The sequence below is a fragment of the Streptomyces sp. NRRL S-920 genome, assembly GCF_000717945.1.
Lineage (GTDB): Bacteria > Actinomycetota > Actinomycetes > Streptomycetales > Streptomycetaceae > Streptomyces > Streptomyces alboniger.
In genome coordinates this window covers 136,795-162,335 of sequence record NZ_JODF01000018.1, presented here as the reverse complement: position 1 = coordinate 162,335, position 25,541 = coordinate 136,795, and the positions used below count along the sequence as shown (strand labels likewise).

Annotated in this window: 22 protein-coding genes; 9 read left to right on the top strand and 13 right to left on the bottom strand. The window is 71.6% G+C overall.

Annotation, left to right across the window (positions count from 1 at the left end; all coding sequences use genetic code 11):
• Positions 1-26 precede the first annotated feature (26 nt).
• Positions 27-1,310, bottom strand: a complete 1,284-nt coding sequence (locus IG54_RS0116045; protein ID WP_030783567.1) for an aminotransferase class I/II-fold pyridoxal phosphate-dependent enzyme — start codon at positions 1,308-1,310, stop codon at positions 27-29.
• Positions 1,311-1,615: 305 nt separating this feature from the next.
• Between IG54_RS0116045 and IG54_RS0116040 the strand changes: the two genes are divergently transcribed.
• From IG54_RS0116040 to IG54_RS0116020, 5 genes are read left to right on the top strand one after another with little or no spacing between them, the layout of a single operon-like run.
• Positions 1,616-3,253 (top strand): ABC transporter substrate-binding protein, encoded by a 1,638-nt coding sequence (locus tag IG54_RS0116040; RefSeq protein WP_420712258.1) that lies wholly within the window; start codon positions 1,616-1,618, stop codon positions 3,251-3,253.
• 28 nt (positions 3,254-3,281) lie between these two features.
• Positions 3,282-4,241 (top strand): ABC transporter permease, encoded by a 960-nt coding sequence (locus IG54_RS0116035; protein ID WP_030783561.1) that lies wholly within the window; start codon positions 3,282-3,284, stop codon positions 4,239-4,241.
• A complete protein-coding gene (locus IG54_RS0116030) occupies positions 4,241-6,277 on the top strand; it encodes a dipeptide/oligopeptide/nickel ABC transporter permease/ATP-binding protein (RefSeq protein WP_078594142.1) in 2,037 nt (678 codons plus the stop codon). Before IG54_RS0116035 ends, IG54_RS0116030 begins: the two co-directional genes overlap by 1 nt.
• The gene (locus IG54_RS0116025) at positions 6,166-7,329 is read left to right on the top strand and encodes an ABC transporter ATP-binding protein (protein ID WP_078594140.1); all 1,164 of its coding nucleotides are present in this window, start codon (positions 6,166-6,168) and stop codon (positions 7,327-7,329) included. The genes IG54_RS0116030 and IG54_RS0116025 overlap by 112 nt, the downstream gene beginning before the upstream one ends.
• Positions 7,326-8,255: a dihydrodipicolinate synthase family protein gene (locus tag IG54_RS0116020; RefSeq protein ID WP_030783552.1), complete on the top strand. Its 930-nt coding sequence runs from the start codon at positions 7,326-7,328 to the stop codon at positions 8,253-8,255. The genes IG54_RS0116025 and IG54_RS0116020 overlap by 4 nt, the downstream gene beginning before the upstream one ends.
• 42 nt (positions 8,256-8,297) lie before the next feature.
• Here IG54_RS0116020 and IG54_RS0116015 read toward each other — a convergent pair whose 3' ends face one another.
• From IG54_RS0116015 to leuA, 5 genes are all read right to left on the bottom strand, one after another.
• The gene (locus IG54_RS0116015; protein WP_030783549.1) at positions 8,298-8,966 is read right to left on the bottom strand and encodes a response regulator; all 669 of its coding nucleotides are present in this window, start codon (positions 8,964-8,966) and stop codon (positions 8,298-8,300) included.
• The gene (locus IG54_RS0116010; RefSeq protein WP_078594158.1) at positions 8,963-10,216 is read right to left on the bottom strand and encodes a sensor histidine kinase; all 1,254 of its coding nucleotides are present in this window, start codon (positions 10,214-10,216) and stop codon (positions 8,963-8,965) included. The genes IG54_RS0116015 and IG54_RS0116010 overlap by 4 nt, the downstream gene beginning before the upstream one ends.
• Before the next feature lie 65 nt (positions 10,217-10,281).
• Positions 10,282-12,378, bottom strand: a complete 2,097-nt coding sequence (locus tag IG54_RS0116005; RefSeq protein ID WP_030783544.1) for an MMPL family transporter — start codon at positions 12,376-12,378, stop codon at positions 10,282-10,284.
• A gap of 181 nt (positions 12,379-12,559) precedes the next feature.
• Positions 12,560-13,291 (bottom strand): TerB family tellurite resistance protein, encoded by a 732-nt coding sequence (locus IG54_RS0116000; RefSeq protein WP_420712257.1) that lies wholly within the window; start codon positions 13,289-13,291, stop codon positions 12,560-12,562.
• Between the two features lie 172 nt (positions 13,292-13,463).
• A complete protein-coding gene (gene leuA, locus IG54_RS0115995; RefSeq protein ID WP_030783538.1) occupies positions 13,464-15,185 on the bottom strand; it encodes a 2-isopropylmalate synthase in 1,722 nt (573 codons plus the stop codon).
• Between the two features lie 291 nt (positions 15,186-15,476).
• Here leuA and IG54_RS0115990 point away from each other — a divergent pair, with 291 nt between their 5' ends.
• From IG54_RS0115990 to IG54_RS0115975, 4 genes are all read left to right on the top strand, one after another.
• The gene (locus tag IG54_RS0115990; RefSeq protein ID WP_030783534.1) at positions 15,477-16,568 is read left to right on the top strand and encodes a M4 family metallopeptidase; all 1,092 of its coding nucleotides are present in this window, start codon (positions 15,477-15,479) and stop codon (positions 16,566-16,568) included.
• A gap of 43 nt (positions 16,569-16,611) precedes the next feature.
• Positions 16,612-16,878 carry a protealysin inhibitor emfourin gene (locus tag IG54_RS0115985; RefSeq protein ID WP_030783532.1) on the top strand — a complete coding sequence of 89 codons (267 nt, stop codon included), beginning with the start codon at positions 16,612-16,614 and terminating at the stop codon, positions 16,876-16,878.
• 119 nt (positions 16,879-16,997) lie between these two features.
• Positions 16,998-18,350 (top strand): GH1 family beta-glucosidase, encoded by a 1,353-nt coding sequence (locus IG54_RS0115980; protein WP_030783529.1) that lies wholly within the window; start codon positions 16,998-17,000, stop codon positions 18,348-18,350.
• Positions 18,347-19,600, top strand: a complete 1,254-nt coding sequence (locus IG54_RS0115975; RefSeq protein WP_030783526.1) for an MFS transporter — start codon at positions 18,347-18,349, stop codon at positions 19,598-19,600. The genes IG54_RS0115980 and IG54_RS0115975 overlap by 4 nt, the downstream gene beginning before the upstream one ends.
• A 1-nt stretch (position 19,601) precedes the next feature.
• Here IG54_RS0115975 and era read toward each other — a convergent pair whose 3' ends face one another.
• The 7 genes from era to IG54_RS0115940 form a co-directional block, all read right to left on the bottom strand.
• A complete protein-coding gene (gene era / locus IG54_RS0115970; protein WP_030783523.1) occupies positions 19,602-20,564 on the bottom strand; it encodes a GTPase Era in 963 nt (320 codons plus the stop codon).
• 60 nt (positions 20,565-20,624) lie between these two features.
• On the bottom strand, positions 20,625-20,978 hold the full coding sequence (locus tag IG54_RS0115965) for a cytidine deaminase (RefSeq protein ID WP_030783520.1): 354 nt from the start codon (positions 20,976-20,978) through the stop codon (positions 20,625-20,627).
• Between the two features lie 78 nt (positions 20,979-21,056).
• Positions 21,057-21,413 carry an MmcQ/YjbR family DNA-binding protein gene (locus tag IG54_RS0115960; protein WP_030783517.1) on the bottom strand — a complete coding sequence of 119 codons (357 nt, stop codon included), beginning with the start codon at positions 21,411-21,413 and terminating at the stop codon, positions 21,057-21,059.
• Positions 21,410-22,714 (bottom strand): hemolysin family protein, encoded by a 1,305-nt coding sequence (locus IG54_RS0115955; protein WP_030783514.1) that lies wholly within the window; start codon positions 22,712-22,714, stop codon positions 21,410-21,412. Before IG54_RS0115955 ends, IG54_RS0115960 begins: the two co-directional genes overlap by 4 nt.
• Before the next feature lie 4 nt (positions 22,715-22,718).
• On the bottom strand, positions 22,719-23,216 hold the full coding sequence (ybeY, locus tag IG54_RS0115950) for an rRNA maturation RNase YbeY (RefSeq protein WP_030783511.1): 498 nt from the start codon (positions 23,214-23,216) through the stop codon (positions 22,719-22,721).
• Positions 23,217-23,228: 12 nt separating this feature from the next.
• Positions 23,229-24,245 (bottom strand): PhoH family protein, encoded by a 1,017-nt coding sequence (locus tag IG54_RS0115945; RefSeq protein WP_030783507.1) that lies wholly within the window; start codon positions 24,243-24,245, stop codon positions 23,229-23,231.
• A gap of 142 nt (positions 24,246-24,387) precedes the next feature.
• Positions 24,388-25,491 carry a carbohydrate kinase family protein gene (locus tag IG54_RS0115940; RefSeq protein ID WP_030783503.1) on the bottom strand — a complete coding sequence of 368 codons (1,104 nt, stop codon included), beginning with the start codon at positions 25,489-25,491 and terminating at the stop codon, positions 24,388-24,390.
• Between the last annotated feature and the right edge of the window lie 50 nt (positions 25,492-25,541).

Sequence of the window (25,541 nt, the reverse complement as noted above, 5' to 3'; positions counted from 1 at the left end):
CCGCGCCTCGCGGTCGGCGCGGCCGGTCACGCGGCCCGGCGGGCCCGCTGCTCGTATCCGGCGAGGCGGACGCAGACGGTCAGGCCGTGGATGGCCTGCTCCAGTTCCGCGAGGCCCGGGTAGCTGGGGGCGATGCGGATGACGGTGTCGCGCGGGTCGTCGCCGTAGGGGTGCGTGGCACCGGCCGGGGTCAGTACGATGCCGGCCTCCGCGGCGCGGCGCACGACGTCCTTGGCGCAGCCGTCGGGGACCTGGAGGGTCACGAAGTAGCCGCCCAGGGGCGAGGTCCAGGTCGCGAGGCCGGTGCCGCCGAGTTCCGCGTCGAGGATCCGCGCGACCGCCTCGAACTTGGGCTGGAGCAGCGCGCGCTGGCGCTCCATGTGGGCCCGCACACCGTCGGCGCCGCGCAGGAACATCACGTGCCGCAGCTGGTTGATCTTGTCGGGGCCGATCGAGCGCTTCTGGTTGTTGGCGAGGAGCCACTTCACGTTGGCGGGCGAGGAGCCGAAGAAGGCGACGCCCGCGCCCGCGGCGGTGATCTTGGAGGTGGAGCCGAAGACGAACGCGCGGTCCGGGTTCCCGGCCTCGGCGCAGGCGCCGAGGAGGTCGGCGATCTCGGTGGGCTCGTCGGTGAGGTGGTGGACGGCGTAGGCGTTGTCCCAGAAGATCCGGAAGTCGGGGGCGGCGGTCTCCATGCGGGCGAGCCGGGCGACGGTCTCGTCGCTGTAGGAGACGCCGTCCGGGTTGCTGTACTTGGGCACGCACCAGATGCCCTTGACCGCGGGGTTCCCGGCGGCGAGCCGCTCGACCTCGTCCATGTCGGGCCCGTCGGCCGTCATCGGCACGGGGATCATGTCGATGCCGAACCGCTCGCAGAGCGAGAAGTGCCGGTCGTAGCCGGGCACGGGGCACAGGAACGCGATGGGCTCCTGGTCCACCCAGCGGGACTCGGCGCCGGGCAGCTTCCCGAGCAGGGCGTGCACGAGGCAGTCGTGCATCAGCTCCAGGCTGGAGTTGCCGAGCGCGAGGAGCTGCCCGGCGGGGACCTGGAGCAGCTCGGCGAAGATCTCGCGCAGCTCGGGCAGGCCCTGGAGGCCGCCGTAGTTGCGTACGTCGGTACCGTCGGCGGCGGTGTGCCGCCCGCCGGGCAGGCTCAGCAGGTCCTCGCTGAGGTCGAGCTGCTCCGGCGCGGGCTTGCCACGGGTGAGGTCGAGGGAGAGCCCGCGCGCGGCGAGGTCCTCGTAGTCCTTCCGGGCCCGCTCCAGAAGCCCGTCCAGGGCCGGGGCGTCGGGGCTCAGCTCGGTGGTCATGGTGTTGCCTCTCGCAGGTACGGCTCGGGGGGGGCGTTTCGGTGCGGTCGCTCCGTCGCGCCTGCCGAGAATACAAACCGGTGCCTCGCCGTGCCCCGGACGCCCGCTCCACGAGACCGGCGACCCGGCCCGAACAAGACCCGCGGTGGGCCTTGTCCCCGCCGGACGGCCCCGCTCATCAATGGGGGTGAAATGCCGTGTGCGGGGCCTTGACCGGCCTCCGCGCCCCTCCTATGGTCGCCACGCCACCCACGACGTAGGACGTGGGATCTCTCAAGGGAGACAAGGGAGACACCGTGAGCGACCTGATCCCTCGAACCGCCGCGCGGCACGACCCCGGGCCGGACCGCCGGTCCGTCCTCGGATACGCCGCCGCGCTCGGCGCGGCCACCGCCGTCACCACCACGCTCTCCGCCTGTTCCTCGGGGCCCGAGTCCACCAACGAGTCCGGAGAAGGCGGCACGGGCGGCGACTCCACGCTCACGGCCGTCATCGGCTACGGCAACGACGGCAGCTGGGACCCCACCCAGACCGCCTCCGCCTTCGCCATGGCGGGCAACGAACACATCTACGAAGGTCTGCTCGGCACCGACCCGATCACCCGTGAGCCCTATGCCGCGCTCGCCACCGAGATCCCGGCCGACCTCAAGGCGACCACGTGGGCGTTCGCCCTGCGGCCGGGCGCCCGGTGGCACGACGGCAAGCCCGTCACCGCCGACGACGTGGTGTTCGTCTTCGACCGGATCCTGGACCCGAGGACGCAGACCCTGGCCAAGGGGTTCTTCGCGAGCTGGCTGAAGGAGGTCAGGAAGGTCGACGCGACGAACGTGGAGCTGATCCTGAAGTTCCCCTTCCCCGACGGCGCCGCCCGCCTCTCCCTCGCGAAGATCATGCCGAAGCACGTCTTCTCCAAGCCCGGGGCCTGGGAGGACGCGACGAGGGGCAAGGCGGTGGGCTCCGGGCCGTACCGGCAGACCGCGCACCACCCGAAGTCGAACACCACCTTCGAGGCCTTCGAGGACTACAACGGCCCGCGCAAGGCCGCCTTCAAGAAGATGAACTGGCTGACGATCGTGGACGCCGCGCCGCGCGTCGCGAAGATCTCCGGGGCCGGCGCGGACGCGGAGATCGCCGACAACATCCCGTACGCCAACATCGGGCAGCTCAAGAAGAGCGGCATGAGCGTCGAGGGCGGCGCCGGGATGAACAACCTCTTCCTGCTCTTCAACACCGCGCACAAGCCGTTCGACGACGTACGCGTACGCCAGGCGCTGCACTACGCCATCGACCGCGACAAGATGATCGAGGCCGCGCTGAGGGGCCACGGCAAGGCGGCGACCTCGTTCCTCAACGAGGCCAACCCCTCCTACCGGCCCGCGAGAACCGTCTACGCGTACGACGTGCTGAAGGCGCGCAAACTCCTCAAGCAGGCCGGGGTCGGCGAGCTGAAGGTCAACCTCATGGCCGTGAACGTGAGTTGGATCGTCGACTGCCTGCCCACCATCCAGGACGGCTGGGAGAAGATCGGCGTCGAGGTCACCCTCGACCCGCAGGAGACCACCGCCGTCTTCACCAAGCTCGACCAGAAGAAGGACTTCCAGGTGGTCGCGGCCGCCTCGAACCCCAACCAGTTCGGGCTCGACGCCGACCTGATCATGCACTACAACTACGGCCCCGAGAACCTGTGGATGGGCTACGCCCGCTGGGCCCAGAACCCCACCGCCAAGAAGCTCTTCAAGGACATGGCGCAGGCCACCCGCGAACCCGAGGCGGGCCGCAAGAAGGCCATGATCCAGGAGTACATCGACGTGATCGCCGAGCAGGCGGTGCTCTATCCCGTCGTACACAACGAACTCATGACGGCCTGGGACCCCAAGAAGATCACCGGCGTCCGGGCCCAGCCGTACCCGGGGATCAACCTCCTCCAGGCCAAGTGGGCCTGAAGCAGCACCGGTTCGGGAGGCGCACGCCGTGACCGCAGTCCTCAGAATCCTCGCCCGCCGTATCGCCCTGCTCGTCCCGCTGCTGCTCGGCATCGTGCTCTTCGTCTTCCTCGTGATGCGGTTCTCGGACGTCGACCCGGCCTCCGCGTTCTTCCAGGGCGCCAACCCGACCCCCGAGCAACTGCACGCTTTCCGCGAGGAGAACGGGCTCCTCGATCCGCTGCCCGTGCGCTATCTCGCCTTCGTGGGGGACCTGCTCCAGGGCGACATGGGGATCAGCGTCCTCAACCGCTCCCCCGTCCTCGACCAGGTCACCACCGCCCTGCCGCTCACCATGCAGCTGACGTTCCTCGGGCTCGGCATCGCGGTCGTCCTCTCCCTCACCCTCGGCGTGACCGCCGCGATCCACCGCGACCGGCTGCCGGACCAGCTCATCCGCGTGGTCTCCCTGACCGGCGTCGCGGCGCCCGGCTTCTGGCTGGCGCTGCTGATGATCCAGTACCTCGCGGTGGACCTCGGCTGGTTCCCGACCGGCGGTTACATCAACCCCGCCGACTCCCTCACCGGCTGGCTCAGGACCATGACCCTGCCCGCCCTCGCGCTCTCCCTGCCGGTGGCGGCCGGGCTCACCCGCGTCATCCGCACGGCCGTCGTCGAGGAGCTGGACAAGGACTACGTCCGTACGGCCATCGGCAGCGGCCTGCCCCCGGTGGTGGTCGTCGGCCGGAACGTCCTGCGCAACGCCCTCATCAACCCGCTCACCGTGCTCGGCCTGCGCGTCGGCTATCTGCTGGGCGGCGCCGTCGTCATCGAGACGATCTTCTCGCTGCCGGGGATGGGCAAGCTGATGATCGACGCCGTGAAGAACGGCGACCCGGCCGTCGTCCAGGGCGTCGTCATCACCACGGCCGTCGGCTTCGTCGTCGTCAACCTCGTCATCGACATCCTGCACCTCCTGGTCAACCCGCGCCTGAGGGGGACGAGTTGATGCTCATGTCGCACAAGAGGCTCGCGGACCGGCTCTCGGTCCCCGGCATCCGCCTGCGCTCCCTGCGCAAGCTGCCCGTCCTGTCCCGGGTCGCGGTCGGCGTCATCGGCGTCGTCGTCCTGGTCGCGCTCCTCGCCCCGCTCATCGCCCCGCACGACCCACTGGACCAGCAGCCCCAGGCCGACGGCACCGGACACCCCTCCGCCCGCCACTGGATGGGCCAGGACAGCCTCGGCCGCGACATCCTCAGCCGGCTGATGTACGGGGCACGCTGGTCGCTGGCCATCGGGCTCGGCGCGACGCTGCTCGCCCTGATCGCCGGCGCGCTGATCGGCGCGGTCGCCGCGACCTCCCGCAAGGCGGTCGACGAGACGCTGATGCGCTGCCTGGACGTCGTCATGGCGTTCCCCGGCATCGCGCTCGCCGCCGTGCTCGTCGCGGTCTTCGGCGGCGGCATCACCGTACTGATCTGCGCGATCGCCTTCCTGTTCACCCCGCCGATCGCCCGGGTCGTCCGGGCCAACGTCCTCGACCAGTACGGCGAGGACTACGTCACCGCCGAACGCGTCGTCGGCGCCCGCACCCCGCACATCCTGATCCGGCACGTCGCCGTGAACTGCGCGGCGCCCATCCTGGTCTTCTGCACCGTGCAGGTCGCCGAGGCCATCGTCTTCGAGGCGTCGCTCTCCTTCATCGGCGCGGGCGTCCGGCCGCCCGACCCGTCGTGGGGCAGCGTCATCGCCGACGGCAAGAACATGGTGCTGATCGGCGGCTGGTGGGCGACCGTCTTCCCCGGCCTCCTCATGCTGCTCACGGTGCTCGCCCTGAACATCCTCTCCGAGGGCGTCTCGGACGCGTGGGCGGCACCCTCCACCCGCGACGTGCCGGGCACGGCCCACGAGGAGGACCCCCTCGAAGCCCCCGAACCGGGCACGGGCGAGGTCCTCGAACTCCCCGGCCTCGCCGAGGCCTCGGACCGGTTGCGGGCGCGGGCCCGGCCCCTGCCGTCCGGGGCGCCGGTCCTCGACGTACGCGACCTGCGCATCGCCTTCCCCGGGCGGCACGACGGCGTGGACATCGTGGACGGCATCTCCTTCGACGTGCGCCCCGGTGAGGTCCTCGGCCTGGTCGGCGAGTCGGGCTGCGGCAAGTCGCTGACGGCCCTGACCGTGATGGGCCTGGAACCCAGGGGCGCCCGCGTCCGGGGCGGCGTCACCTTCGACGGCCAGGAGCTGACCGGCCTGCCGGCGCGGGCCCGGCGCCGCCTGCTCGGCCACCACATGGCGATGATCTACCAGGACGCCCTGTCCTCGCTGAATCCCGCGATGACGGTCCGTTCCCAGCTCAAGCAGGTCGTACGGAGAGGTGGCCGCCGCACGCCCGCCGCCCTCCTGGAACTGGTCGGCCTGGACCCGGAACGGACGCTGCGCAGCTACCCGCACGAGCTGTCCGGCGGCCAGCGCCAGCGCGTACTGATCGCCATGGCCCTCTCCCGCGAGCCGAAACTGATCATCGCCGACGAGCCGACGACGGCACTCGACGTCACCGTGCAGGCGCAGATCATCGAGCTGCTGCTGAGGCTCCGCGAGGAGCTGGGCTTCGCACTGATCCTCGTCTCGCACGACCTGGCCCTCGTCGCCGATGTCACCGATCGGGTGGTGGTGATGTACGGCGGTCAGATCGTGGAGACGGGCGTGACCGCCGACCTGGTGGGCGCCCCCTCGCACCACTACACGCGGGGCCTGCTCGGCTCGGTGCTCTCCCTGGAGTCGGCGGCGCAACGGCTCACGCAGATCAAGGGCGTGGTCCCCTCCCCCGCCGACTTCCCCCCGGGCTGCCGCTTCACGGACCGCTGCCCGTTGGCATCGCAGGTGTGCCAGCAGGAGGCTCCGGCGCTGGTGGGCCCGGCGACCCACGAGACGGCATGCCACCATCCGGCGCCCCGCAGTGGAGCGCCCCGAACTGGAGCGCCCCGAAGGGGCGCGGGGAACTGCGCGCCCAGCCCCCACGAGCCCGCACCCGGGGAGCACACGTGACCACCCCCCTGCTCTGCTTGAACGACGTGCACGTCACACACCGGGCCCGCTCCGGAGGGCTGTTCTCCCGGGGCCAGGTCCACGCCCTCACAGGGGCAGACCTGAAAATCGCCCCCGGCGAGACCCTCGGCGTGGTCGGCGAATCAGGCTGCGGCAAGTCCACCCTGGCAAAGGTCCTACTCGGCGTACAGCACCCCACAAGCGGAACGGTGACTTTCAGAGGCAGGGACCTCTGGACGATGCCCCCCGCCAAGAGGCGGACGGAGATCGGCACCCGTACCGGCATGATCTTCCAGGACCCGTCGACCGCCCTGAACCGCAGACTGTCGATCAGGCAGATCCTCCGCGACCCCCTGGACATACACAAACGCGGTACTCCGACCGAACGCGACGCCCGCGTGCGCGAGTTGATGGATCTGGTCGGCCTGCCCAAGGCCCTCGCCGACGGCCTCCCGGGCCAACTGTCCGGCGGACAACGCCAACGCGTCGCGATCGCCCGCGCGCTGGCCCTCGAACCGGAGCTGGTCGTCGCCGACGAACCGACCAGCGCGCTCGACGTGTCCGTGCGCGCCCAGATCCTCAACCTCCTCCTGGATTTGAAGGAACGCCTCGGGCTCGCCCTGGTGTTCGTCTCGCACGACATCCAGACCGTGCGCAGGATGAGCGACCGTGTCATCACCATGTACCTGGGGCGGATCGTGGAGGAGGCCCCCGCCGCCGAGATCCTGGACCGCGCCCGGCACCCGTACACGCGCGCCCTGTTCTCGGCCACGCCGGGCCTGCTCGACCCCATCGACCCGATCCCGCTGGCCGGGCCGGTGCCGTCGGCGACCCGGCCGCCGAGCGGCTGCCCGTTCCGTACGCGCTGCTGGAAGGCGGACGGCGTGTGCGCCGAGGTGATGCCGGACCCGGAGCGGGCGGGCGTCGGGCACCTGTTCCGTTGCCATCACCCGGTGGACGAAGGACAGTCGACCCACGAACTCGCCACGCAGGCCGCCGCCACGGCTCACGGCCCCGCCGACACGGCCAAGGATCCAAGGGAGCGCCCATGACCCTGCCCACCCCGCTGACCGGTGTCGTCCCGCCCGTCTGCACCCCGCTGACACCGGACCGCGAGGTGGACACCGCCTCCCTCGTCCGGCTCGTCGACCACTTGATCGAAGGCGGCGTCGACGGTCTCTTCGTCCTCGGCTCCACCTCGGAGGTCGCGTACCTGACGGACCGGCAGCGGGCCCTCGTCGTCGACACGGTCGTACGCCATGTGGGCGGCCGCCTCCCCGTCCTCGCGGGCGCGATCGACATGACCACGCCCCGCGTCCTCGATCACGTGCGGGCGCTCACCGAGGCGGGCGCGGACGCGGCCGTCGTCACCGCGCCCTTCTACACGCGTACCCACCCGGCCGAGATCGCCCGCCACTTCCGGCTGGTCGCGAGCGCCTCCGCGGTGCCGGTCCTCGCGTACGACCTGCCGGTCTCGGTGCACACGAAGCTGAGCGCGGAACTGGTCCTCGAACTGGCCGCGGACGGCGTGCTCGCGGGCCTGAAGGACTCCAGCGGTGCCGAGGGCGCCTTTCGCAGCGTGCTTCTCGGCAGGCGGGCCGTGCCGGTCCCCTTCAGTGTGCTGACCGGTTCGGAGGTGACGGTCGACGCGGCGCTCGCGATGGGCGCGGACGGTGTCGTGCCGGGGCTCGGCAATGTCGACCCCGCCGGGTACGTACGTCTCTACGCCGCCTGCCGCGAGGGCGACTGGGAGCGGGCGCGGGCCGAACAGGAGCGGTTGTGCGGCCTGTTCGGGATGGTGACGGCGGGCGACCCGGGCCGGATGGGCGGCAGCTCGTCGGCGCTGGGCGCCTTCAAGGCGGCGCTGCACCTGCGCGGCGTGATCGCCTGCCCGGCGACGGCGGAACCGCAGATCCCGCTGTCACCGAGGGAGACGGAAAAGGTGGGCAAGCACTTGGCAGCGGCGGGGCTGCTCTGACCCCGGCTCCGGGGTCCGCGTCTCGTCGTAGCGGAGGCGCCCTCACGCCCCCGGTGAGACCAGCCCCGACTCATAGGCCACGATGACCAGTTGCGCCCGGTCGCGGGCGGCCAGCTTGCCCATGATGCGGCTCACATGCGTCTTCGCGGTGAGCGGACTCAGGCCCAGCGTCTCGGCGATCTCCGTGTTGTTCAGGCCCCGCGCCACCAGCGCGAGGACCTGCCGTTCGCGGTCCGAGAGGCCGTCGGGGCCGCCGGTCGCCCTCAGTCCGGGGGTGTCCGGCGACCGCAGCACCCGGGCGATCAGCCGCGAGGTGGGCCCTGGCGAGAGCAGGGACTCCCCGGCGGCGACCGTGCGGATGGCCTCCAGGAGTTCGGCGGGCCTGGTGTCCTTGACCAGGAACCCGGACGCGCCCGCCCGCAATGCGTCGACCACGTGCTCGTCCGTGTCGTACGTCGTCAGCATCAGCACTTTCACGCCCGCCAGGTCCTCGTCCGCCGCGAGCAGCCGCGTCGCCTCGATCCCGTCGAGGTCGGGCATGCGGATGTCCATGACGACGAGGTCGGCCCGTGCGGAGCGGGCCAGGTCGACCGCCGAGCGCCCCGTGCCCGCCTGCCCCACGACCTCCATGTCGGGCGCCGAGTCGACGAGCATCGCGAACGCCGCGCGCACCAGCGTCTGGTCGTCGGCGAGCAACACGCGGATGGTCATGTCAGGCCTCCCAGGGACGCGGGCGCGAGGGGCAGCACCGCGGACACCAGGAAACCGCCCCCGGGCCGCGGCCCCGCCTCCAGGGTCCCGCCTACGGTACGGGCCCGCTCCCGCATCCCGACGAGCCCGTAACCGGGGGTGCCCGCGGGCTCCTCGGCGCCGACGCCGTCGTCGGCGACCGTCACGCTCAGCGCCGCGTCCGCCGCGCGTATGTCCACCCGGACGGTGAGGTCGGGGCCCGCGTGCCGCACGGCGTTGGTCAGCGCCTCCTGCACGATGCGGTAGGCGGCGGCGCCCACGGCGGGCGGCGCCTGGCACTCGGCCACGGTCAGCTCGACGCGGGCCCCCGCGGTGCGGGCCGCGTCGGCGAGGTCGGGCAGGGAGCCGAGGCCGGGCAGCGGGCCCCTGGCCTCGTCTTCGTCTCCTTCGTCGGTGCCGGACCGCAACACCTCCAGGGTGGCGCGGAGTTCACCGCGGGCGGTGCGGCAGGTCTCGGCGACGTCGTCCAGCGCCTTGGCGACGGCCGCGCGGTCCAGGCGGTCCGGGTCGGCGGCCAGGACGTGCGCGGCGACGGACGTCTGGACGCCGACGAGGGTGATGCTGTGCGCCAGCAGGTCGTGCAGGTCGCGGGCGACCCGCAGCCGTTCCTCGGCGACCCGGCGGCGTGCCTCCTCCTCCCGCGTGCGCTCGGCCCGCTCGGCGCGTTCGACGACGGAGGCGACGTACTGGCGGTGGATGCGGACGTAAACGCCGAGCAGCAGGAAGGAGACGATCCAGCCGGTGATGCGCAGGGACTCGGCGCCCTCGGCCATGCCCTCGGAGAACTTGACGCTCAGCATGATGCCGATGACCCCGGCCCCGATGAGGACGGCGTTGCGGGGCCGGGTGCGGGAGGCCACGGTGAACAGGCCGGCCATCGAGACGGCCATGGGAGCGGTGTGGTTGGCGTCGAGCGAGTGGTAGGTCAGCAGGATCGCCATCAGGACGAACATGACGCGTATCGGGGCGCGCCGGCGCCACACGATGGTGATGTGCGCGGCGAGCAGCAGCGCCCAGCCGAGCGGGCCGGGCGGGTCGCCGTTGTCCCGCACGACCCGCACGACGACGACGGCGCTCGCGGCCATGGCCAGCGCGAACAGGACGTCGGTGCGCAGCCGTTCGCCGGGGGCGGCGGGGCCGAGGACGCGCTCGATGAGGTTGCGGCGAGCGGGGTCCTGCGCGCTGTCCTGGCCAGGGTCGGGTGAGTCCACCGGCCCATCTTCGGGTACGCGGGCGCCCCTCCGGGAGAGGAGGGGCGCCCTCAGCAGGGGCCGGATCAAGGCGAGGGGACCCGAACGCGGTCGGCCCCGGGTGCGGCGGGGGCCGCGGGGCGGGGCCGGGACAGCGGGCCGGGCCACCACACCTTGCGGCCGAGCGCCACGCTCGCGCTCGTCACCAGGTACGTACGCACCAGGAAGGTGTCGAGGAGTACGCCGACCGCGATGACGAAGCCCAGTTCGACGAGTTGGACGAGCGGCATGTTGGTGAGCACGGCGAACGTCGCGGCGAGGACGAGGCCCGCGGAGGCGATGACGCCGCCGGTGGTGCGCAGGGCGGTGAGCGCGGCCGCGCCCGGCTCGGCGCCCTTCAGGCTCTCCTCCCTCATCCGGTGCATCAGGAAGATGCCGTAGTCGACGCCGAGGGCGACGAGGAAGACGAAGGACAGCAGGCCGAGCCCCGGGTCGGTGCCCTCGAACCCGAAAATCGGTTCGAAGACAAGGCCCGCGATGCCCAGCGAGGCGCCCCATACGGCGACGACCGCGGCGAGCAGCAGCAGGGGGGCGACGAGGCTGCGCAGCAGGGCTACGAGGATCAGCAGCACGGCCGCGAGGACGAGCGGCACGACGAGGGCGCGGTCGCGGGAGTTGGTGTCCTTCAGGTCGAGTTGCTGGGCGCTGGATCCACCGACGTACGACCCGTCGAGTCCGTCCCGCAGCGCCTTGATGGTGGCGGTCTCCCCCGGGGTCTCGGGCGCGGCGGAGGCGATCACGGAGATCTCGGTCCAGCCCTTGGCGGTACGTCCCTTCTGCGCGCTGTCGACGCCCTTGGTGCCGCGGATCTCGGCGAGGGCGCCGGGGGCGTCCCGCGCCGGGGTCATGACGGTGATGGGCTGGCTGCCGCGTTCGGGGTAGGCGGCGGCGAGGGTCTCCATGGCCGCCACCGAGTCGGGGGTCTTGGTGAAGGAGTCCTCCTGCTTGAGGGAGCCCGGCAGGTTGAAGGCGCCGAGGGCGAGCGCGCCGAGCAGGACGGCTCCCGAGGCGAGGACCGCGTAGGGCCTGCGTCCGGCCGAGCTGCCCATGGCGGCGAAGAGCGAGCGCCGCTGCTTGGGCGCGCTGCCGAAGGCGGGGATCAGCGGCCAGAACACGCGTCGGCCGAGGAGCACCAGGACGGCCGGCAGCAGTGTCAGCATGGCCACGAGCGCGCTCAGCACGCCGACGGTGCCGAGCGGGCCCATGCCCCGGCTGCTGTTGAGGTCGGCGGCGAGCAGGCAGAGCAGCCCGGCGGCGACGGTCCCGGAGGAGGCGAGCACGGCGGGTCCGCAGCCGCGCAGGGCTGCGACCATGGCGTCGTAGGGCTGTTCGATCCTGCGGAGTTCCTCGCGGTAGCGGGCGACGAGGAGCAGGGCGTAGTCGGTGCCCGCGCCGAAGACGAGGATGGTCATGATGCCGCTGCTCTGCCCGCTGACGGAGGTCCCGAAGGCCTGGTTGAGTCCGTAGGCGGCGGCCATCGCGAAGTAGTCCGCGACGCCGGCGACGGCGAGCGGTACGAGCCACAGGAACGGGCTGCGGTAGATGAGGACGAGCAGCAGCGCGACGACGCCCGCGGTGGTGTAGAGCAGGGGGCCGCCGAGCGCGTTGTAGACCTCGCTCGCGTCGGTGTCGAAGGCACCGCCGCCGCCGACGTCGACGCTCAGCCCGCCGTCGTCCCTGGCGATGTCCCGTACGTCGTTGACGAGGGCGTCCCGCTTCTCCTCGTCCTGTCCCGGCTCGGTGGAGGCGACGGGGTACATCAGTGTGGTGCCGTCCTTGGAGGGCACGCCCCTGGGCTCGGCGACGAGCTTGTGGGCCCCCGCTATCTCGGCGACCTGCTTCGCCGCGGTTTCGCGGTCGGCGGGGGTCAGCCCACTGTCCCGGTGATAGACGAGGACCAGTTCGGTGGCCTCGCCGCCCGGCAACTGGTCCTGGATCCTGGCGACTTCGGTCGAGTCCGCGCTCGCCGGGAGATAGTCGACGGGCCGGTCCTTCTGGACGTCGGAGAGCTTGGCGGCGAAGGGCGAGGCGAGCGCGAGGACGACGATCCACAGCCCCAGGAACACCCAGGGGACGGCTCGTCGCCGCCGATGCGACGTGGTGATGGACGGTGCGGCCCCCATGACGGGCCTCCTTCGGCAAGGGGTGACGTGTCGGGGTCAACCCTTCCGGGGAGCGGCCCCCGTGCCGTCGGGCGCGGGGCCGAGGTGGCGGCTACGCCACGGGGAGGCCGGGGGCGGCGACTACTCCCGGCGGAGTACGCGCGGACTGTGGCGCCCGGGTGTCAGGACGGTGTGCGCGGCGTCAGGACGGTGTGCGCGCCGCCACCAGCAGGCGCGTCACGTCCTCCGCGCAGATCGTCAGCGCGCAGCCCGCGGTGGCGAGGACATCGCGCTCAGCGGGGGTGTAGGGGCCGTCGGCCAGGGCGATCCGCGCGCCCTGGAGGAGCAGCGCCTCACGTCCCGCGGGGGCGAGGTGCGGGGCCAGGGGGCCGAGCGCCTCGTGGAGTTCTATGGCGAGGCCGGGTCCGCAGTCGGGCTCGGTGGCGCGGCCGGTGTCGGCGGCGAGCGCGTCGACGAGGGCGACGAGCTGCTCGCCGGTGCAGTCGTCGTGGCCCGCGGCACGCAGGGTGCCGACGGCCGTGTCGAGGGTGGAGCGCGAGGTGGTGCCGCCCGTGGAGAGGACGGCGACGACGACGGTGTGGACGGCGTCGCGGAGCATCGCGGAGAGCCGCGTGGTGGTGGGGTGGTCCAGGACGTCGGGATCGAAGAGGTCCTGGCAGGCGGCGCACTGGACGACGGGGCCCGCGGCGCCGCGCGGCACCAGGGGCAGGCCGAGCAGGACGAAGCGGCGTCGGCCGGTGAGCCGCTGGTAGTTGCGGTCGCCGCCGCAGGCGGGGCAGAAGAACTCGCCGTCGCCGACGGCGTCCCAGGCGGTGTTCATGCCGATCACCCGCCTGCACAGGGCCCGCCCGCGGGATACCGGTTTGGCCGAGATGCGGGCTTGTCGGCCTTCTCGTCCATGATCTGGCAGCACCACGCACCTCCGTAACTCCCCGGCTGCATTGCCGTGTTGGCGTGATGTTAGCCACATCGATGATGTGGCGTCAGCACCCTCGTACAGGAGAGCGAGCCGGAGGTGGCCGGGAGACGACGCGGCCCCGCCCGCCGAACAGGCGGACGGGGCCGGTGGAGCGCCGGGGTGCGGACTAGCGTGCCGCGCGGTTGACGGCGGAGACGACGGCCTTCAGGGAGGCGCGTGTGGTGTTGGCGTCGATGCCGATGCCCCACAGCACCTTGTCGCCGATCGCGCACTCGATGTACGAGGCGGCCTGCGCGGACGCGCCCTCGCTCATCGTGTGCTCCTGGTAGTCCAGCAGGCGTACGTCGATGCCGATGCCCTGGAGCGCGTCGAAGAACGCGGAGATCGGGCCGTTGCCGGACCCGGTCAGCACGGTGTCCGCGCCGTCCAGCGTGGCCTCGACGGTGAGGGTGTCGACGCCGTCCGTGTCGGTCGTCGTCTGACCGTTCTTGACCTGAATCCGACCCCAGGGATTCTCGGGGTTGGGCAGGTACTCGTCCTGGAAGACGCTCCAGATCGCGCCCGGGGTGACCTCGCCGCCCTCGGTGTCGGTCTTCACCTGGATGATCCTGGAGAACTCGATCTGCATGCGGCGCGGCAGGTCCAGCTTGTGGTCGTTCTTCAGGACGTACGCGACGCCGCCCTTGCCGGACTGCGAGTTGACGCGGATGACGGCCTCGTAGGAGCGGCCGACGTCCTTGGGGTCGATGGGCAGGTAGGGCACGGCCCACTCGATGTCGTCGACGGTCTTGCCCTGGCTCGCCGCGCGCTTCTCCAGCGCGTCGAAGCCCTTCTTGATGGCGTCCTGGTGGGAGCCGGAGAAGGCGGTGTAGACGAGGTCGCCCGCGTAGGGGTGGCGGGGGTGGACCTCCATCTGCGTGCAGTACTCGTACACGCGCCGCACCTCGTCGATGTCCGAGAAGTCGATCTGCGGGTCGACGCCCTGGCTGAAGAGGTTCATGCCCAGGGTGACCAGGTCGACGTTGCCGGTGCGCTCGCCCTGCCCGAACAGGCAGCCCTCGACGCGGTCGCCGCCCGCCATGACGGCCAGCTCGGCGGCGGCGACGGCGGTGCCGCGGTCGTTGTGCGGGTGGATGGACAGGCAGACGAACTCGCGCCGGGAGAGGTTGCGGGACATCCACTCGAAGCGGTCCGCGTGGGTGGAGGGCGTGGACCGCTCGACCGTGGCGGGCAGGTTCAGGATGATCTCGCGCTCGGCGTCGGGCTGCCAGACGTCCATGACGCCCTCGCAGACCTCCAGGGCGAAGTCCAGCTCGGTGTCGGTGAAGATCTCGGGGCTGTACTGGTATCCGAACATCGTACGGTCGTCCAGCAGCTTGTCCGCGTACTCCATGACCAGCCGCGTGCCGTCGACGGCGATCTGCTTGACGGCGTCGCGCGAGCCGCGGAAGACGACGTCGCGCCAGACGGGCGCGGTCGCGTTGTACAGGTGGACGGTGGCGCGGCGGGCGCCCTTCAGGGACTCCACCGTGCGTTCGATCAGCTCTTCACGCGCCTGCGTCAGGACGGAGATCGTCACGTCCTCGGGGATCGCGTCCTCGTCCTCGACGATCGAGCGTACGAAATCGAAGTCGGTCTGGCCCGAGGAGGGGAAGCCGACCTCGATCTCCTTGTAGCCCATGCGTACCAGCAGGTCGAACATGGCGCGCTTGCGGGCCGGGGACATCGGGTCGATCAGCGCTTGGTTGCCGTCGCGCAGGTCCGTGGAGAGCCAGCGGGGTGCGACCGTGATGCGGTTGTCCGGCCAGGTGCGGTCGGGGATGGCGACCTGCTCGTACCGGCCGTACTTGTGGATCGGCAGGGAGGTGGGGCGCTGGAAGTTCGGCATCTGCGGGGCTCCTCGGAAGTGTCCTGAAGGACGGCCGACGGTCTTAGCGCAACGCCGAACTCCGCGGGGAGGGGGTCGGCCTCGACTACAGGCCCTCGCCGCGGCAGCTAAGGAGAAGCAGCCCGAATCGCATGATGTGCCGCAGCCTAGCCGAGCCGCGCTCTGTGCGCGGGCCCGTATCAGTATGCGGGACCGCGCCGGATTAAACGCCTGGTGGTGATCTATCCCTCTATTTCAGCAATCATGGTGGCAGGTAGTGACAGCGGCATGACCCAGTGCCACATTGCCGCCATGACCGCCAAACCGTCGGGCTTCGAGCCCGTCTTCTGCACCATCGTGCCGCCCCACGTCCTGGACCAGCTCGCCCGCAGCCAGGATCCCGCACTCGCCGTCCCCGCCCGCCGCACCCTGGAGCGGGACGCCGCCGAGCGCACCCGCCGCCGGCTGACGACCGTCATCGGCGCGCCCGGCGTCGCCGCGCCGAAGGACGCCGCGGCGGACAAGCCGCACCGCACCATCCACGACGCCAAGCACCGCACGGAGCTGCCCGGCCGCAAGGTGCGCGCCGAGGGCGAGAAGCCCGGCAAGGACGCCACCGTCAACCGCGCCTACGCGGGGCTGGGCGCGACGTTCGAACTGTTCCAGAAGTCGTACGAGCGCAACTCCATCGACGGCAACGGCCTGCCGCTGGTCGCGACCGTGCACTACGGCGAGGACTACGGAAACGCCTTCTGGAACGGCGAGCAGATGGTCTTCGGCGACGGCGACAAGGAGATCTTCCTGGACTTCACGATCCCCGTGGACGTCATCGGCCACGAACTGACCCACGGCGTCGTGCAGTACACAGCGAACCTCACGTACTTCGGCCAGCCCGGCGCCCTGAACGAGTCGATGGCGGACGTCTTCGGCTCGATGATCAAGCAGTACACGCTCGGCCAGACCGCGCACGAGGCCGACTGGCTGATCGGCGCGGGCCTGCTCGCCCCGCGCGTCACCGGCAAGGCGCTGCGCTCCATGAAGGAGCCCGGCACGGCGTACGACGACGACGTGCTCGGCAAGGACCCGCAGCCCGCCGACATGGACCACTACGTCCGCACGGGCCGCGACAACGGCGGTGTGCACATCAACTCCGGCATCCCCAACCGCGCCTTCTACCTGGTGGCCGACGCGCTCGGCGGCCACTCGTGGGAGCGGGCGGGACACATCTGGTACGCGGTGCTGACCGGCGGCGAGCTGGCGCAGGACGCGTCGTTCGAGGACTTCGCGAAGCTGACGGTGGCCACGGCCCGCCAGAAGTACGGCGACGGCGAGGAGCTGAAGGCCGTCGTCGACGCGTGGGCCACCGTCAAGGTGCCGGTGCCCAAGGCCGCCGCCAACGGCTGACGGCGCGCTACCGGGAGCCCGCGCGGTGGAGTAGACAGGACCCATGCGTATCCAGGTGAAGCGCACAGGAGGTTTCGCGGGCATCGACCGGCACGCCGAGGTGGACACCTCGACGCTGGCCGATGCCCCCGAATGGCACGCGCTGGCCGAACAGGCCTTGGCCGACGGCCGCGGCACGCCACCCCTGGGGGTGCCGGACGGCTTCAACTACCAGCTGACGGTGGACGGACGCACGGTGTACTGCGCGGACCCGCGGCTGACCGAGCCGCAGCGGAAGCTGATCTCGCGGGTCCTGAAGGAGGGCACGTAGCGACCCCGCGGGGCACGGAGCGGGGCACACAGCGGACCCGGCGGGAAACCTGAGCTTTGTTCATCTTCTCGCCGCACGCCCATTGACTTCCGTACCCGGCGGTACGGAGGATCCCGCCCATGGCAGCGACCGCGGCGAGCCCGATACCCCCCTTCCCCCGCGACTTCCTGTGGGGCGTGGCCACCTCGGCCCACCAGATCGAGGGCGCCGCCGCCGAGCGCGGCGCCTGCGTCTGGGACGCCTTCACAGCCGTGCCGGGGAACGTGAAGGACGGCACGACCGCCGCCGTGGCATGCGACCACTACCACCGCTACCGCGAGGACGTGGCGCTCGTCCGCGGCCTCGGCGTGGACGCCTACCGCTTCTCCGTCTCCTGGCCGCGCGTCCTGCCCACGGGCGCGGGCCGGGTGAACGCGGTGGGCCTGGACTTCTACGACCGCCTCGTCGACGAGCTGTGCGCGGCGGGCGTACGCCCCGTCCCCACCCTCTTCCACTGGGACACCCCGCTGGCCGTGCAGGAGGCGGGCGGCTGGCTGAGCCGTGACACCGCCGAGCGCTTCGCCGCGTACGCGGCCGTGGTCGCGGCCCGCATCGGCGACCGCGTCACGAAGTGGATCACCCTCAACGAACCCGCGGAACACACCCTGCTCGGCCACGCCCTGGGCGAGCACGCACCCGGCCGGCGGCTCCTGTTCGACGCGCTGCCGGCCGCCCACCACCAGCTGCTCGCGCACGGCCTCGCGGTACGGGCGCTGCGCGCGGCGGGCGCGCGGGACATCGGGATCGCCAACTCGCACGGCCCGACCTGGCCCGCGTCGGCCACCGACGAGGACACCGAGGCGGCCGGCCTCTACGACGTACTCCTCAACCGCCTCTTCGCCGACCCCCTGCTCCTGGGCCGATACCCGGACGGCTTCGGGGAGTTGATGCCGTCGGACGACCTCACGGCGGACCTCGGCGTCATCTCGGAGCCCCTGGACTGGTACGGGATCAACTTCTACCAGCCGACGAAGGTGGGCGCCCCGCTCCCGCACACCACCGAGTACTCCGGCCTCACGCTCCCGCCCGAACTCCCCTTCGCGCCACGGCCGATCGAGGGCTACCCCGTCACGGACTTCGGCTGGCCCGTCGTCCCCGACGCCCTCCCGGAACTCCTCACCGCCTTCCGCGACCGCTACGGCGACCGCCTCCCGCCGCTCGTCATCACCGAGAACGGCTGCTCGTACGAGGGTCTCGACGACCAGGAGCGGATCGCCTACCTGGACGGCCATCTACGGGCCCTGCACCGGGCGCTTCAGGCGGGTGTGGACGTACGCGGCTACTTCGTCTGGTCGCTGATGGACAACTTCGAGTGGGCGGAGGGGTACCGACGGCGCTTCGGGCTCGTCCACATCGACTACGCCACGCTGGAGCGCACCCCGAAGGCGTCCTACCACTGGCTGCGCGAGGTGCTGCGGGCGCAGCGCGCATGACCGCGGGGCAGACGGCCGCCAGCGCCCTGCGGGAGCCCACCGAGCGGGTCGGCGGGGGCTGGACGGGTGCCCTGGCGCTGGCCAACGGCGCGATCTGGGTGGGCTGGTACGGCCCGCTCCAGATCCTGCTCGCCGTGCAGGCCGAGGAGCTGGCCCCGGCGGGCACCTCGAAGGAGACGGTGCTCGCCTGGGTCACCGGCGTCGGCGCGGTCGTCTCGCTCGCCGCGAACCCCCTGTTCGGCGCGGTGTCCGACCGCACCACCGCGCGCTGGGGCCGGCGCACCCCGTGGATCGTGGCGGGCACGGCGGGCGGCGCCGCCTCCCTCCTGCTGCTCTCGGCGGCGGGCTCCGTGGGGGCGATGGCGGCGGGCTGGTGCCTGGTGCAGCTCACCCTGAACGCCGCGTTCGCCGCGGTCACGGCGGCCGTCCCGGACCGTGTGCCGCGCGGCCAGCGCGGCTCGGTGGGCGGCTGGCTGGGGGCGGCGCAACTGCTCGGCGTGGTCGTGGGGACGGGCCTCGCGACCCTGGCGGGCGGCACCGTCGCGGGATACGCGGCGTGCGCGCTCTTCACGGTGGCGGGCGTGCTGCCCTACGTCGTACGCCACCGCGATCTGCGCCTGGCCGCCGCCGACCGGCCCCCGTGGAACGGGCGTAGCTTCCTCGCGGGCTTCTGGCTGAGCCCCCGCCGCCATCCGGACCTGGGCTGGGCCTGGCTGACCCGCTTCCTGATCAACGTCAGCAACTCCCTGGTGCTGCTGTATCTCCTCTACTTCCTCCGGGACCGCCTGCACCACGCGGACCCGGAGGCAGGCGTGCTGGTCCTGACCGCGGTGAACGGCGTGACGATGCTCGCGACCGTCGTGGCGGGCGGCGCCTGGTCGGACCGGGTGGGCCGCCGCAAGCCGTTCGTGATCTGGTCGGGCACGCTGATGGCGGCGGCGACGGGGCTGCTCGCCCTCTGGCAGACCTGGCCGGGGGCGCTCGTCGCGGCGGCGCTCCTCGGCGTCGGCTTCGGCGTCTTCACCTCGGTGGACTTCGCCCTGATGACGGACGTCCTGCCCAGGGCGGCGGACCGCGGCAAGGACCTCGGCGTCATCAACATCGCCAACTCCCTCCCCCAGGTGGCGGCGCCGGCACTGGCGGCCCCACTGGTCACCCACCTGGGCGGCTACCGGGCCCTGTACCTGACGGCGGCGGTGCTCGGCCTGGCGGGGGCGGTGCTGGTGACGCGGATCAAGGGGGTGCGCTGAGCTAGAAGCCGAGTTTCCGCAGCTGCCGAGGATCCCGCTGCCAGTCCTTGGCGACCTTCACGTGCAGGTCGAGGAAGACGGGCGTACCGAGAAGTGCCTCGATCTGCTTGCGGGACTTGATGCCGACGTCCTTGAGCCGCTTGCCCTTGGGACCGATGATGATCCCCTTCTGGCTGGGCCGCTCGATGTAGACGAACGCGTGGATGTCGAGCAGCGGCTTGTCCGCGGGCCGGTCCTCGCGCGGCAGCATCTCCTCGACCACCACCGCGATCGAGTGCGGCAGCTCGTCCCGTACGCCTTCGAGCGCGGCCTCGCGGATCAGCTCGGCCACCATGACCTGCTCGGGCTCGTCCGTGAGGTCGCCCTCGGGGTAGAGCGGCGGGCCCTCGGGAAGCAGCGGCACGATCAGATCGGCGAGCAGGCCGACCTGCTGGTCGCCCACGGCCGAGACCGGCACGATCTCGGCCCACTCGAAGCCCAGCTCCTTGCCGAGCTGGTCGATGGCGATGAGCTGCTCGGCGAGCGTCTTGCTGTCGACGAGGTCGGTCTTGGTGACGATCGCGATCTTCGGCGTCTTCTTGATGGACGCCAGTTCCTTGGCGATGAACCGGTCGCCGGGGCCGAGCTTCTCGTTCGCGGGCAGACAGAAGCCGATGACGTCGACCTCGGCCCAGGTGGTGCGTACGACGTCGTTCAGCCGCTCGCCGAGCAGCGTGCGCGGCTTGTGGAGCCCGGGGGTGTCCACCAGGATCATCTGGGCGTCGGGCCGGTGCACGATGCCGCGCACCGTGTGCCGCGTGGTCTGCGGCTGGTCCGCGGTGATCGCGACCTTCTTGCCGACCAGAGCGTTCGTGAGGGTGGACTTGCCCGCGTTGGGGCGGCCGACGAAGCAGGCGAAACCGGCGCGGTGGACGGCCTCGGACGGCTCGGCTGATGACGGGGTACGAACGCTCATGGCGCCCATTGTCCCTGATCCCGCGAGCCCCGCCGTACCGCGAGGGCGGCGGGGCCGTCGAAAACGGCCTCAGCCCGCCGCGAGCCGCTCCCGTACCTGACCGTCGGAGCCCGCCAGAAACACCGGCGTACCGGCCCCGCCGAGGTCCCGCACGGCGGCCAGATCCTCCGCGGGGAGCGCCTGCGCCCCGGAGACGACCGCGGCGGCCTCCAGCGACTCGGCCCCGGAGGCGACCGCCATCGCCACCGCGGTCCTGAGCGCGGAGAGCTGGAGGGACTCCAGAGCCACGGTCCCCGCCACGTACGTACGTCCTGTCTCGTCCCGCACGGCCGCCCCCTCGGGCACGCCGTTGCGGGCGCGGGCCGAACGGGCGAGGGTGACGATCTTGCGGTCCTCGGGACCGAGGTCGGTGCTCTGAGTCATGGCACGAGCATAAAGAGCCCCGCACCTGCCTCCGGAGTCACCCCGCACTCGCCCCCGAAGGTGACGCCACCCGCCCCCTCAGGGCCGATCGAGCCGCAGCCGCAGCGCCCGCGGCAGCCCCGCGACCACCAGGTCGTACGAGTCCTCGATGAGTTCCCTGAGCTGCGCCTCGGGGAGGTCACCGTCGGCCGTGACGGTATTCCAGTGGCGCTTGTTCATGTGGTAGCCCGGCACGATCTCCGGGTGCGCGGCCCGCAGTTGGACCGCCAGGTCCGGATCGCACTTGAGGTTGACGGTGAGGGGGCGCGCGCCCAGCGCCGAGAGCGCGAACATCTTCCCCGCCACCTTGAAGACCGAGGTCTCCGGATTGAACGGGAAGTCCTCCACCACGTCGTTGAAGGACAGGCAGAACGCCCGCAGCTCCTCGGGGCTCATCCGGCCTGCCCCTCCTCGGTCGAGCCCGCGGGCTCGACCGGCTCCACGAGCACCGTCACGATCTTGTTCCGGCGGCCCGCGGCGGACTCCGCGGTGAGCGCCAGCTCGCGGCCGTCCGGCAGCGGTACGACCGCCGAGGCGCCCGCGATCGGGACGCGGCCCAGCCGCTTGGCGAGCAGCCCGCCGACCGTCTCGACGTCCTCGTCGTCGAACTCGTCGAGGCCGAACAGTTCCCCGAGGTCGCCGATGTCGAGCCGGGCCGTCACGCGGTAGCAGCCGTCGGCCAGCTCCTCCACGGGCGGCAGCTCACGGTCGTACTCGTCGGTGATCTCCCCGACGATCTCCTCCAGGATGTCCTCGATGGTCACGATGCCGGCCGTGCCGCCGTACTCGTCGATGACCACGGCGACGTGGTTGCGCTCCTGCTGCATCTCGCGGAGCAGGTCGCCCGCGTTCTTCGTGTCGGGCACGAAGGTCGCCGGGCGCATCGCCGTCGACACCAGCTCGGACTCGGCGTCGCGGTTGATGTGCGTCTTGCGGGCCAGGTCCTTCAGATAGACCATGCCGACGACGTCGTCCTCGCTCTCGCCCGTGACCGGTATGCGCGAGAAGCCGGAGCGCAGGGCGAGGGTGAGGGCCTGGCGGATCGTCTTGAAGCGTTCGATGGCGACGAGGTCGGTGCGGGGCACCATCACCTCGCGCACCAGGGTGTCGCCCAGCTCGAAGACGGAGTGCACCATGCGGCGCTCCTCGTCCTCGATCAGGGACTCCTTCTCGGCGAGGTCGACCATCGCGCGCAGCTCGGCCTCGGAGGCGAACGGGCCGCGCCTGAAGCCCTTGCCGGGCGTGAGGGCGTTGCCGATGAGGATCAGCAGGGGCGGGATCGGGCCCATCACACGGGCCAGCGGCAGCAGGACGTACGCCGCGGCGGTCGCGGTGTTCAGCGGGTGCTGGCGGCCGATGGTGCGCGGCGAGACGCCGACGGCGACGTAGCTGACGAGGACCATCACGCCGATGGCGATCGCGAGGGCCTCCCAGGTCTTGTCGAACTCCTTCAGGCAGGCGTACGTGACCAGGGCCGACGCGGCCATCTCGCACGCCACGCGGACGAGCAGCGCCACGTTGAGATAGCGGGTCGGGTCGGCGGCGACCTGGGCGAGCTTCGCGCTGCCGCGCCGCCCCGACCGGACCGCCTCGTCGGCACGGAAGCTGGAGACGCGGGCGATGCCCGCCTCGGCGCAGGCCGCGAGCCAGGCCACGACGACCAGGGCGACGGCCCCGGCGATCAGCTGGAAGCTCATGGCGCTAGGAGACGGTGGGCGCCGGGGAGGGGCCGGTCAGGCCCTTCTCCGCGCGCCAGCCGTCGACGATGGCCGCCTGGAGACCGAACATCTCGGCCTTCTCGTCGGGCTCCTCGTGGTCGTAGCCGAGCAGGTGCAGCACGCCGTGGACGGTGAGCAGTTGCAGCTCCTCGTCCATGGAGTGCTGCGTCGGGGCGTCCTTGCCCTGCTGGGTGGCGACCTCGGGGCAGAGCACGATGTCGCCGAGGAGGCCCTGCGGGGGCTCGTCGTCGTCCTTCATGGGCGGGCGCAGCTCGTCCATGGGGAAGGACATGACGTCCGTGGGTCCGGGCAGGTCCATCCACTGGATGTGCAGCTGCTCCATGGCGCCGGCGTCCACGACGATCACCGACAGCTCGGAGAGCGGGTGGATGCGCATCCGCGCGAGGGCGTAGCGGGCGATGTCGAGGATCGCCTGCTCGTCGACCTCGGTTCCGGATTCGTTGTTGACGTCGATCGACATGGTGGTGCTGGTCTACTTCCCGTCGCGGCTGTCGTGCTGCTCGTACGCGTCGACGATACGGCCGACCAGCTTGTGCCGTACGACATCGTGGGACGTGAGCCGGGAGAAGTGGATGTCCTCCACGCCCTCCAGGATCTGCTGGACCTCGCGCAGGCCGCTCTTGGTGCCGCCCGGCAGGTCGACCTGGGTGACGTCACCGGTGATGACGATCTTGGAGTCGAAGCCGAGGCGGGTGAGGAACATCTTCATCTGCTCGGCGCTGGTGTTCTGCGCCTCGTCGAGGATGATGAACGCGTCGTTCAGCGTGCGGCCGCGCATGTACGCGAGCGGGGCGACCTCGATCGTGCCCGCCGCCATCAGGCGCGGGATCGAGTCCGGGTCGAGCATGTCGTGCAGCGCGTCGTAGAGCGGGCGGAGGTAGGGGTCGATCTTCTCGTACAGGGTGCCGGGCAGGAAGCCGAGGCGCTCGCCCGCCTCGACCGCGGGCCGGGTCAGGATGATGCGGTTGACCTGCTTGGACTGGAGGGCCTGGACGGCCTTGGCCATGGCCAGGTACGTCTTGCCCGTGCCCGCGGGGCCGATTCCGAAGACGATGGTGTGCTTGTCGATCGCGTCGACGTACCGCTTCTGGTTCAGCGTCTTGGGGCGGATGGTGCGGCCGCGGGAGGAGAGGATGTTCTGCGTGAGGACCTCGGCGGGGGTCTCCTCCGCGCCGCTGCCGCTCTCGTCCGCCCTCAGCATGGCGATCGAGCGTTCCACTGCGTCCTCCGTCATCGGCTGACCGGTGCGGAGCACCAGCATCATCTGGTCGAACAGGCGCTGGATGAGGGCGACTTCGTGGGCCGCGCCCACGGCGCTGATCTCGTTGCCCCGGACGTGGATGTCGGCCCCCGGGAAGGCCTTCTCGATCACCCGCAGCAGGGCGTCGCCCGAACCGAGGACGGTCACCATCGGGTGCTTCGCCGGAACGGCGAAGTGGGCGCGCGCCTGGTCCTGTGCGGCGGTGTGAGTTGTCGGTGTCTGAGTCATGGGCCGGCTCTGAAGGCCTGCTCATCCTCCTCGTACGGGGCTGGGGGGCCGCGTGAACCTTGCACTGCCAAGGGTACGACGCGGCACTGACAGAGCCGTAGGGCTTTTCTCTGCCGTCCGGGCTACGCGGCGCCATCCTGGGCTACGCGGATCGGAAGCCGATCGTCGGTACCGCCCTGCGCAGGGGCCAGGGGCGGCTCGCCGCCGGGAGCAGGGCCTCCAGGAAGCTGTACCGCCGCAGCGCCGCCGGATCCTGCTCGTCGAACTCCCGTACGCGCCGCCACCACGCCCCCACCTCGGCCCACCCGGGCGCGGACAGGGATCCGCCGAACTCCTGTACGGAGAGCGCCGCGGTGAGTCCGGCGAACGCCAGCCGGTCGGCCAGCGGCCAGTCCGCCAGCGTCCCGGTGACGAAGCCCGCCACGAAGACGTCCCCGGCCCCGGTGGGATCCAGCGCCTCCACCTCGATCGCGGGCACCTCCGCGGTCTCCCCGGTCCGCCCGTCCACCGCGTACGCACCGTCCGCACCGAGGGTCACCACGGCGAGCGGCACATGCTCGGTCAGCGCCCGCGCGGCCGCCCGCGGGCACGACGTACGGGTGTAGCGCATCGCCTCTTCCGCGTTCGGCAGGAACGCCTCGCAGTGCGCCAGGTCGGGCAGTGCCGCGAGGTCCCAGCGGCCGGTGTCGTCCCAGCCCACGTCGGCGAAGATCCGCGTACCGCTGCGGGCGGCCCGCGCGATCCAGGGCGCGTGCGTGCCGGGCGTCAGCGAGGCGATGGCGGCACGCGCGCGTGGCGGGCAGGAGGGGGCGCCGCCGTCCGGCGCGTCGGCGTCCGGCGGCGGCTCGTGGCCGTGGCTGACCATGGTCCGCTCGCCCTCGTACGCCATGGAGACGGTCACCGGGGTGTGCCAGCCGGGCACGGTCCTCGACGAGGTGAGGTCGATGCCCTCGCCCCCTTCGAGGGTGTCCCAGCAGTACTCCCCGTAGTGGTCGTCGCCGAAGGCGGCGGCCAGTGAGGTGTGCAGGCCGAGCCGGGCGAGCGCGGTCGCCATGTTGGCGACGCCGCCAGGACTGGACCCCATGCCGCGCGCCCAGGACTCGGTCCCGCGCACCGGCGCGGAGTCCAGGCCGGTGAAGATGATGTCGAGGAAGACCGTGCCGGTGAGGTAGACATCGCAGTCCGGGTCGCCGGCTCTGCGGGCCGCCTTCAGCGGGTCGACGGTGGGCTGTACGGGTACGACCATGCAGGCAACGTAACGGACGATCCCCACCGGGGGCCGGGCTTACCGGCGTG

Bases quoted from the DNA above. Each gene is read 5' to 3' on its own strand.
- IG54_RS0116030 (WP_078594142.1), top strand. From the start codon at position 4,241: ATGCTCATGTCGCACAAGAGGCTCGCGGACCGGCTCTCGGTCCCCGGC.
- IG54_RS0116005 (WP_030783544.1), bottom strand. From the start codon at position 12,378: ATGGGGGCCGCACCGTCCATCACCACGTCGCATCGGCGGCGACGAGCC.
- IG54_RS0115980 (WP_030783529.1), top strand. From the start codon at position 16,998: ATGGCAGCGACCGCGGCGAGCCCGATACCCCCCTTCCCCCGCGACTTC.
- leuA (WP_030783538.1), bottom strand. From the start codon at position 15,185: ATGCCGAACTTCCAGCGCCCCACCTCCCTGCCGATCCACAAGTACGGC.
- IG54_RS0116020 (WP_030783552.1), top strand. From the start codon at position 7,326: ATGACCCTGCCCACCCCGCTGACCGGTGTCGTCCCGCCCGTCTGCACC.
- ybeY (WP_030783511.1), bottom strand. From the start codon at position 23,216: ATGTCGATCGACGTCAACAACGAATCCGGAACCGAGGTCGACGAGCAG.
- IG54_RS0115965 (WP_030783520.1), bottom strand. From the start codon at position 20,978: ATGACTCAGAGCACCGACCTCGGTCCCGAGGACCGCAAGATCGTCACC.
- era (WP_030783523.1), bottom strand. From the start codon at position 20,564: ATGGGCGCCATGAGCGTTCGTACCCCGTCATCAGCCGAGCCGTCCGAG.
- IG54_RS0115955 (WP_030783514.1), bottom strand. From the start codon at position 22,714: ATGAGCTTCCAGCTGATCGCCGGGGCCGTCGCCCTGGTCGTCGTGGCC.
- IG54_RS0115940 (WP_030783503.1), bottom strand. From the start codon at position 25,491: ATGGTCGTACCCGTACAGCCCACCGTCGACCCGCTGAAGGCGGCCCGC.
- IG54_RS0116015 (WP_030783549.1), bottom strand. From the start codon at position 8,966: ATGACCATCCGCGTGTTGCTCGCCGACGACCAGACGCTGGTGCGCGCG.
- IG54_RS0116025 (WP_078594140.1), top strand. From the start codon at position 6,166: ATGCCACCATCCGGCGCCCCGCAGTGGAGCGCCCCGAACTGGAGCGCC.
- IG54_RS0115990 (WP_030783534.1), top strand. From the start codon at position 15,477: ATGACCGCCAAACCGTCGGGCTTCGAGCCCGTCTTCTGCACCATCGTG.
- IG54_RS0115985 (WP_030783532.1), top strand. From the start codon at position 16,612: ATGCGTATCCAGGTGAAGCGCACAGGAGGTTTCGCGGGCATCGACCGG.
- IG54_RS0116045 (WP_030783567.1), bottom strand. From the start codon at position 1,310: ATGACCACCGAGCTGAGCCCCGACGCCCCGGCCCTGGACGGGCTTCTG.
- IG54_RS0115945 (WP_030783507.1), bottom strand. From the start codon at position 24,245: ATGACTCAGACACCGACAACTCACACCGCCGCACAGGACCAGGCGCGC.
- IG54_RS0115960 (WP_030783517.1), bottom strand. From the start codon at position 21,413: ATGAGCCCCGAGGAGCTGCGGGCGTTCTGCCTGTCCTTCAACGACGTG.
- IG54_RS0115975 (WP_030783526.1), top strand. From the start codon at position 18,347: ATGACCGCGGGGCAGACGGCCGCCAGCGCCCTGCGGGAGCCCACCGAG.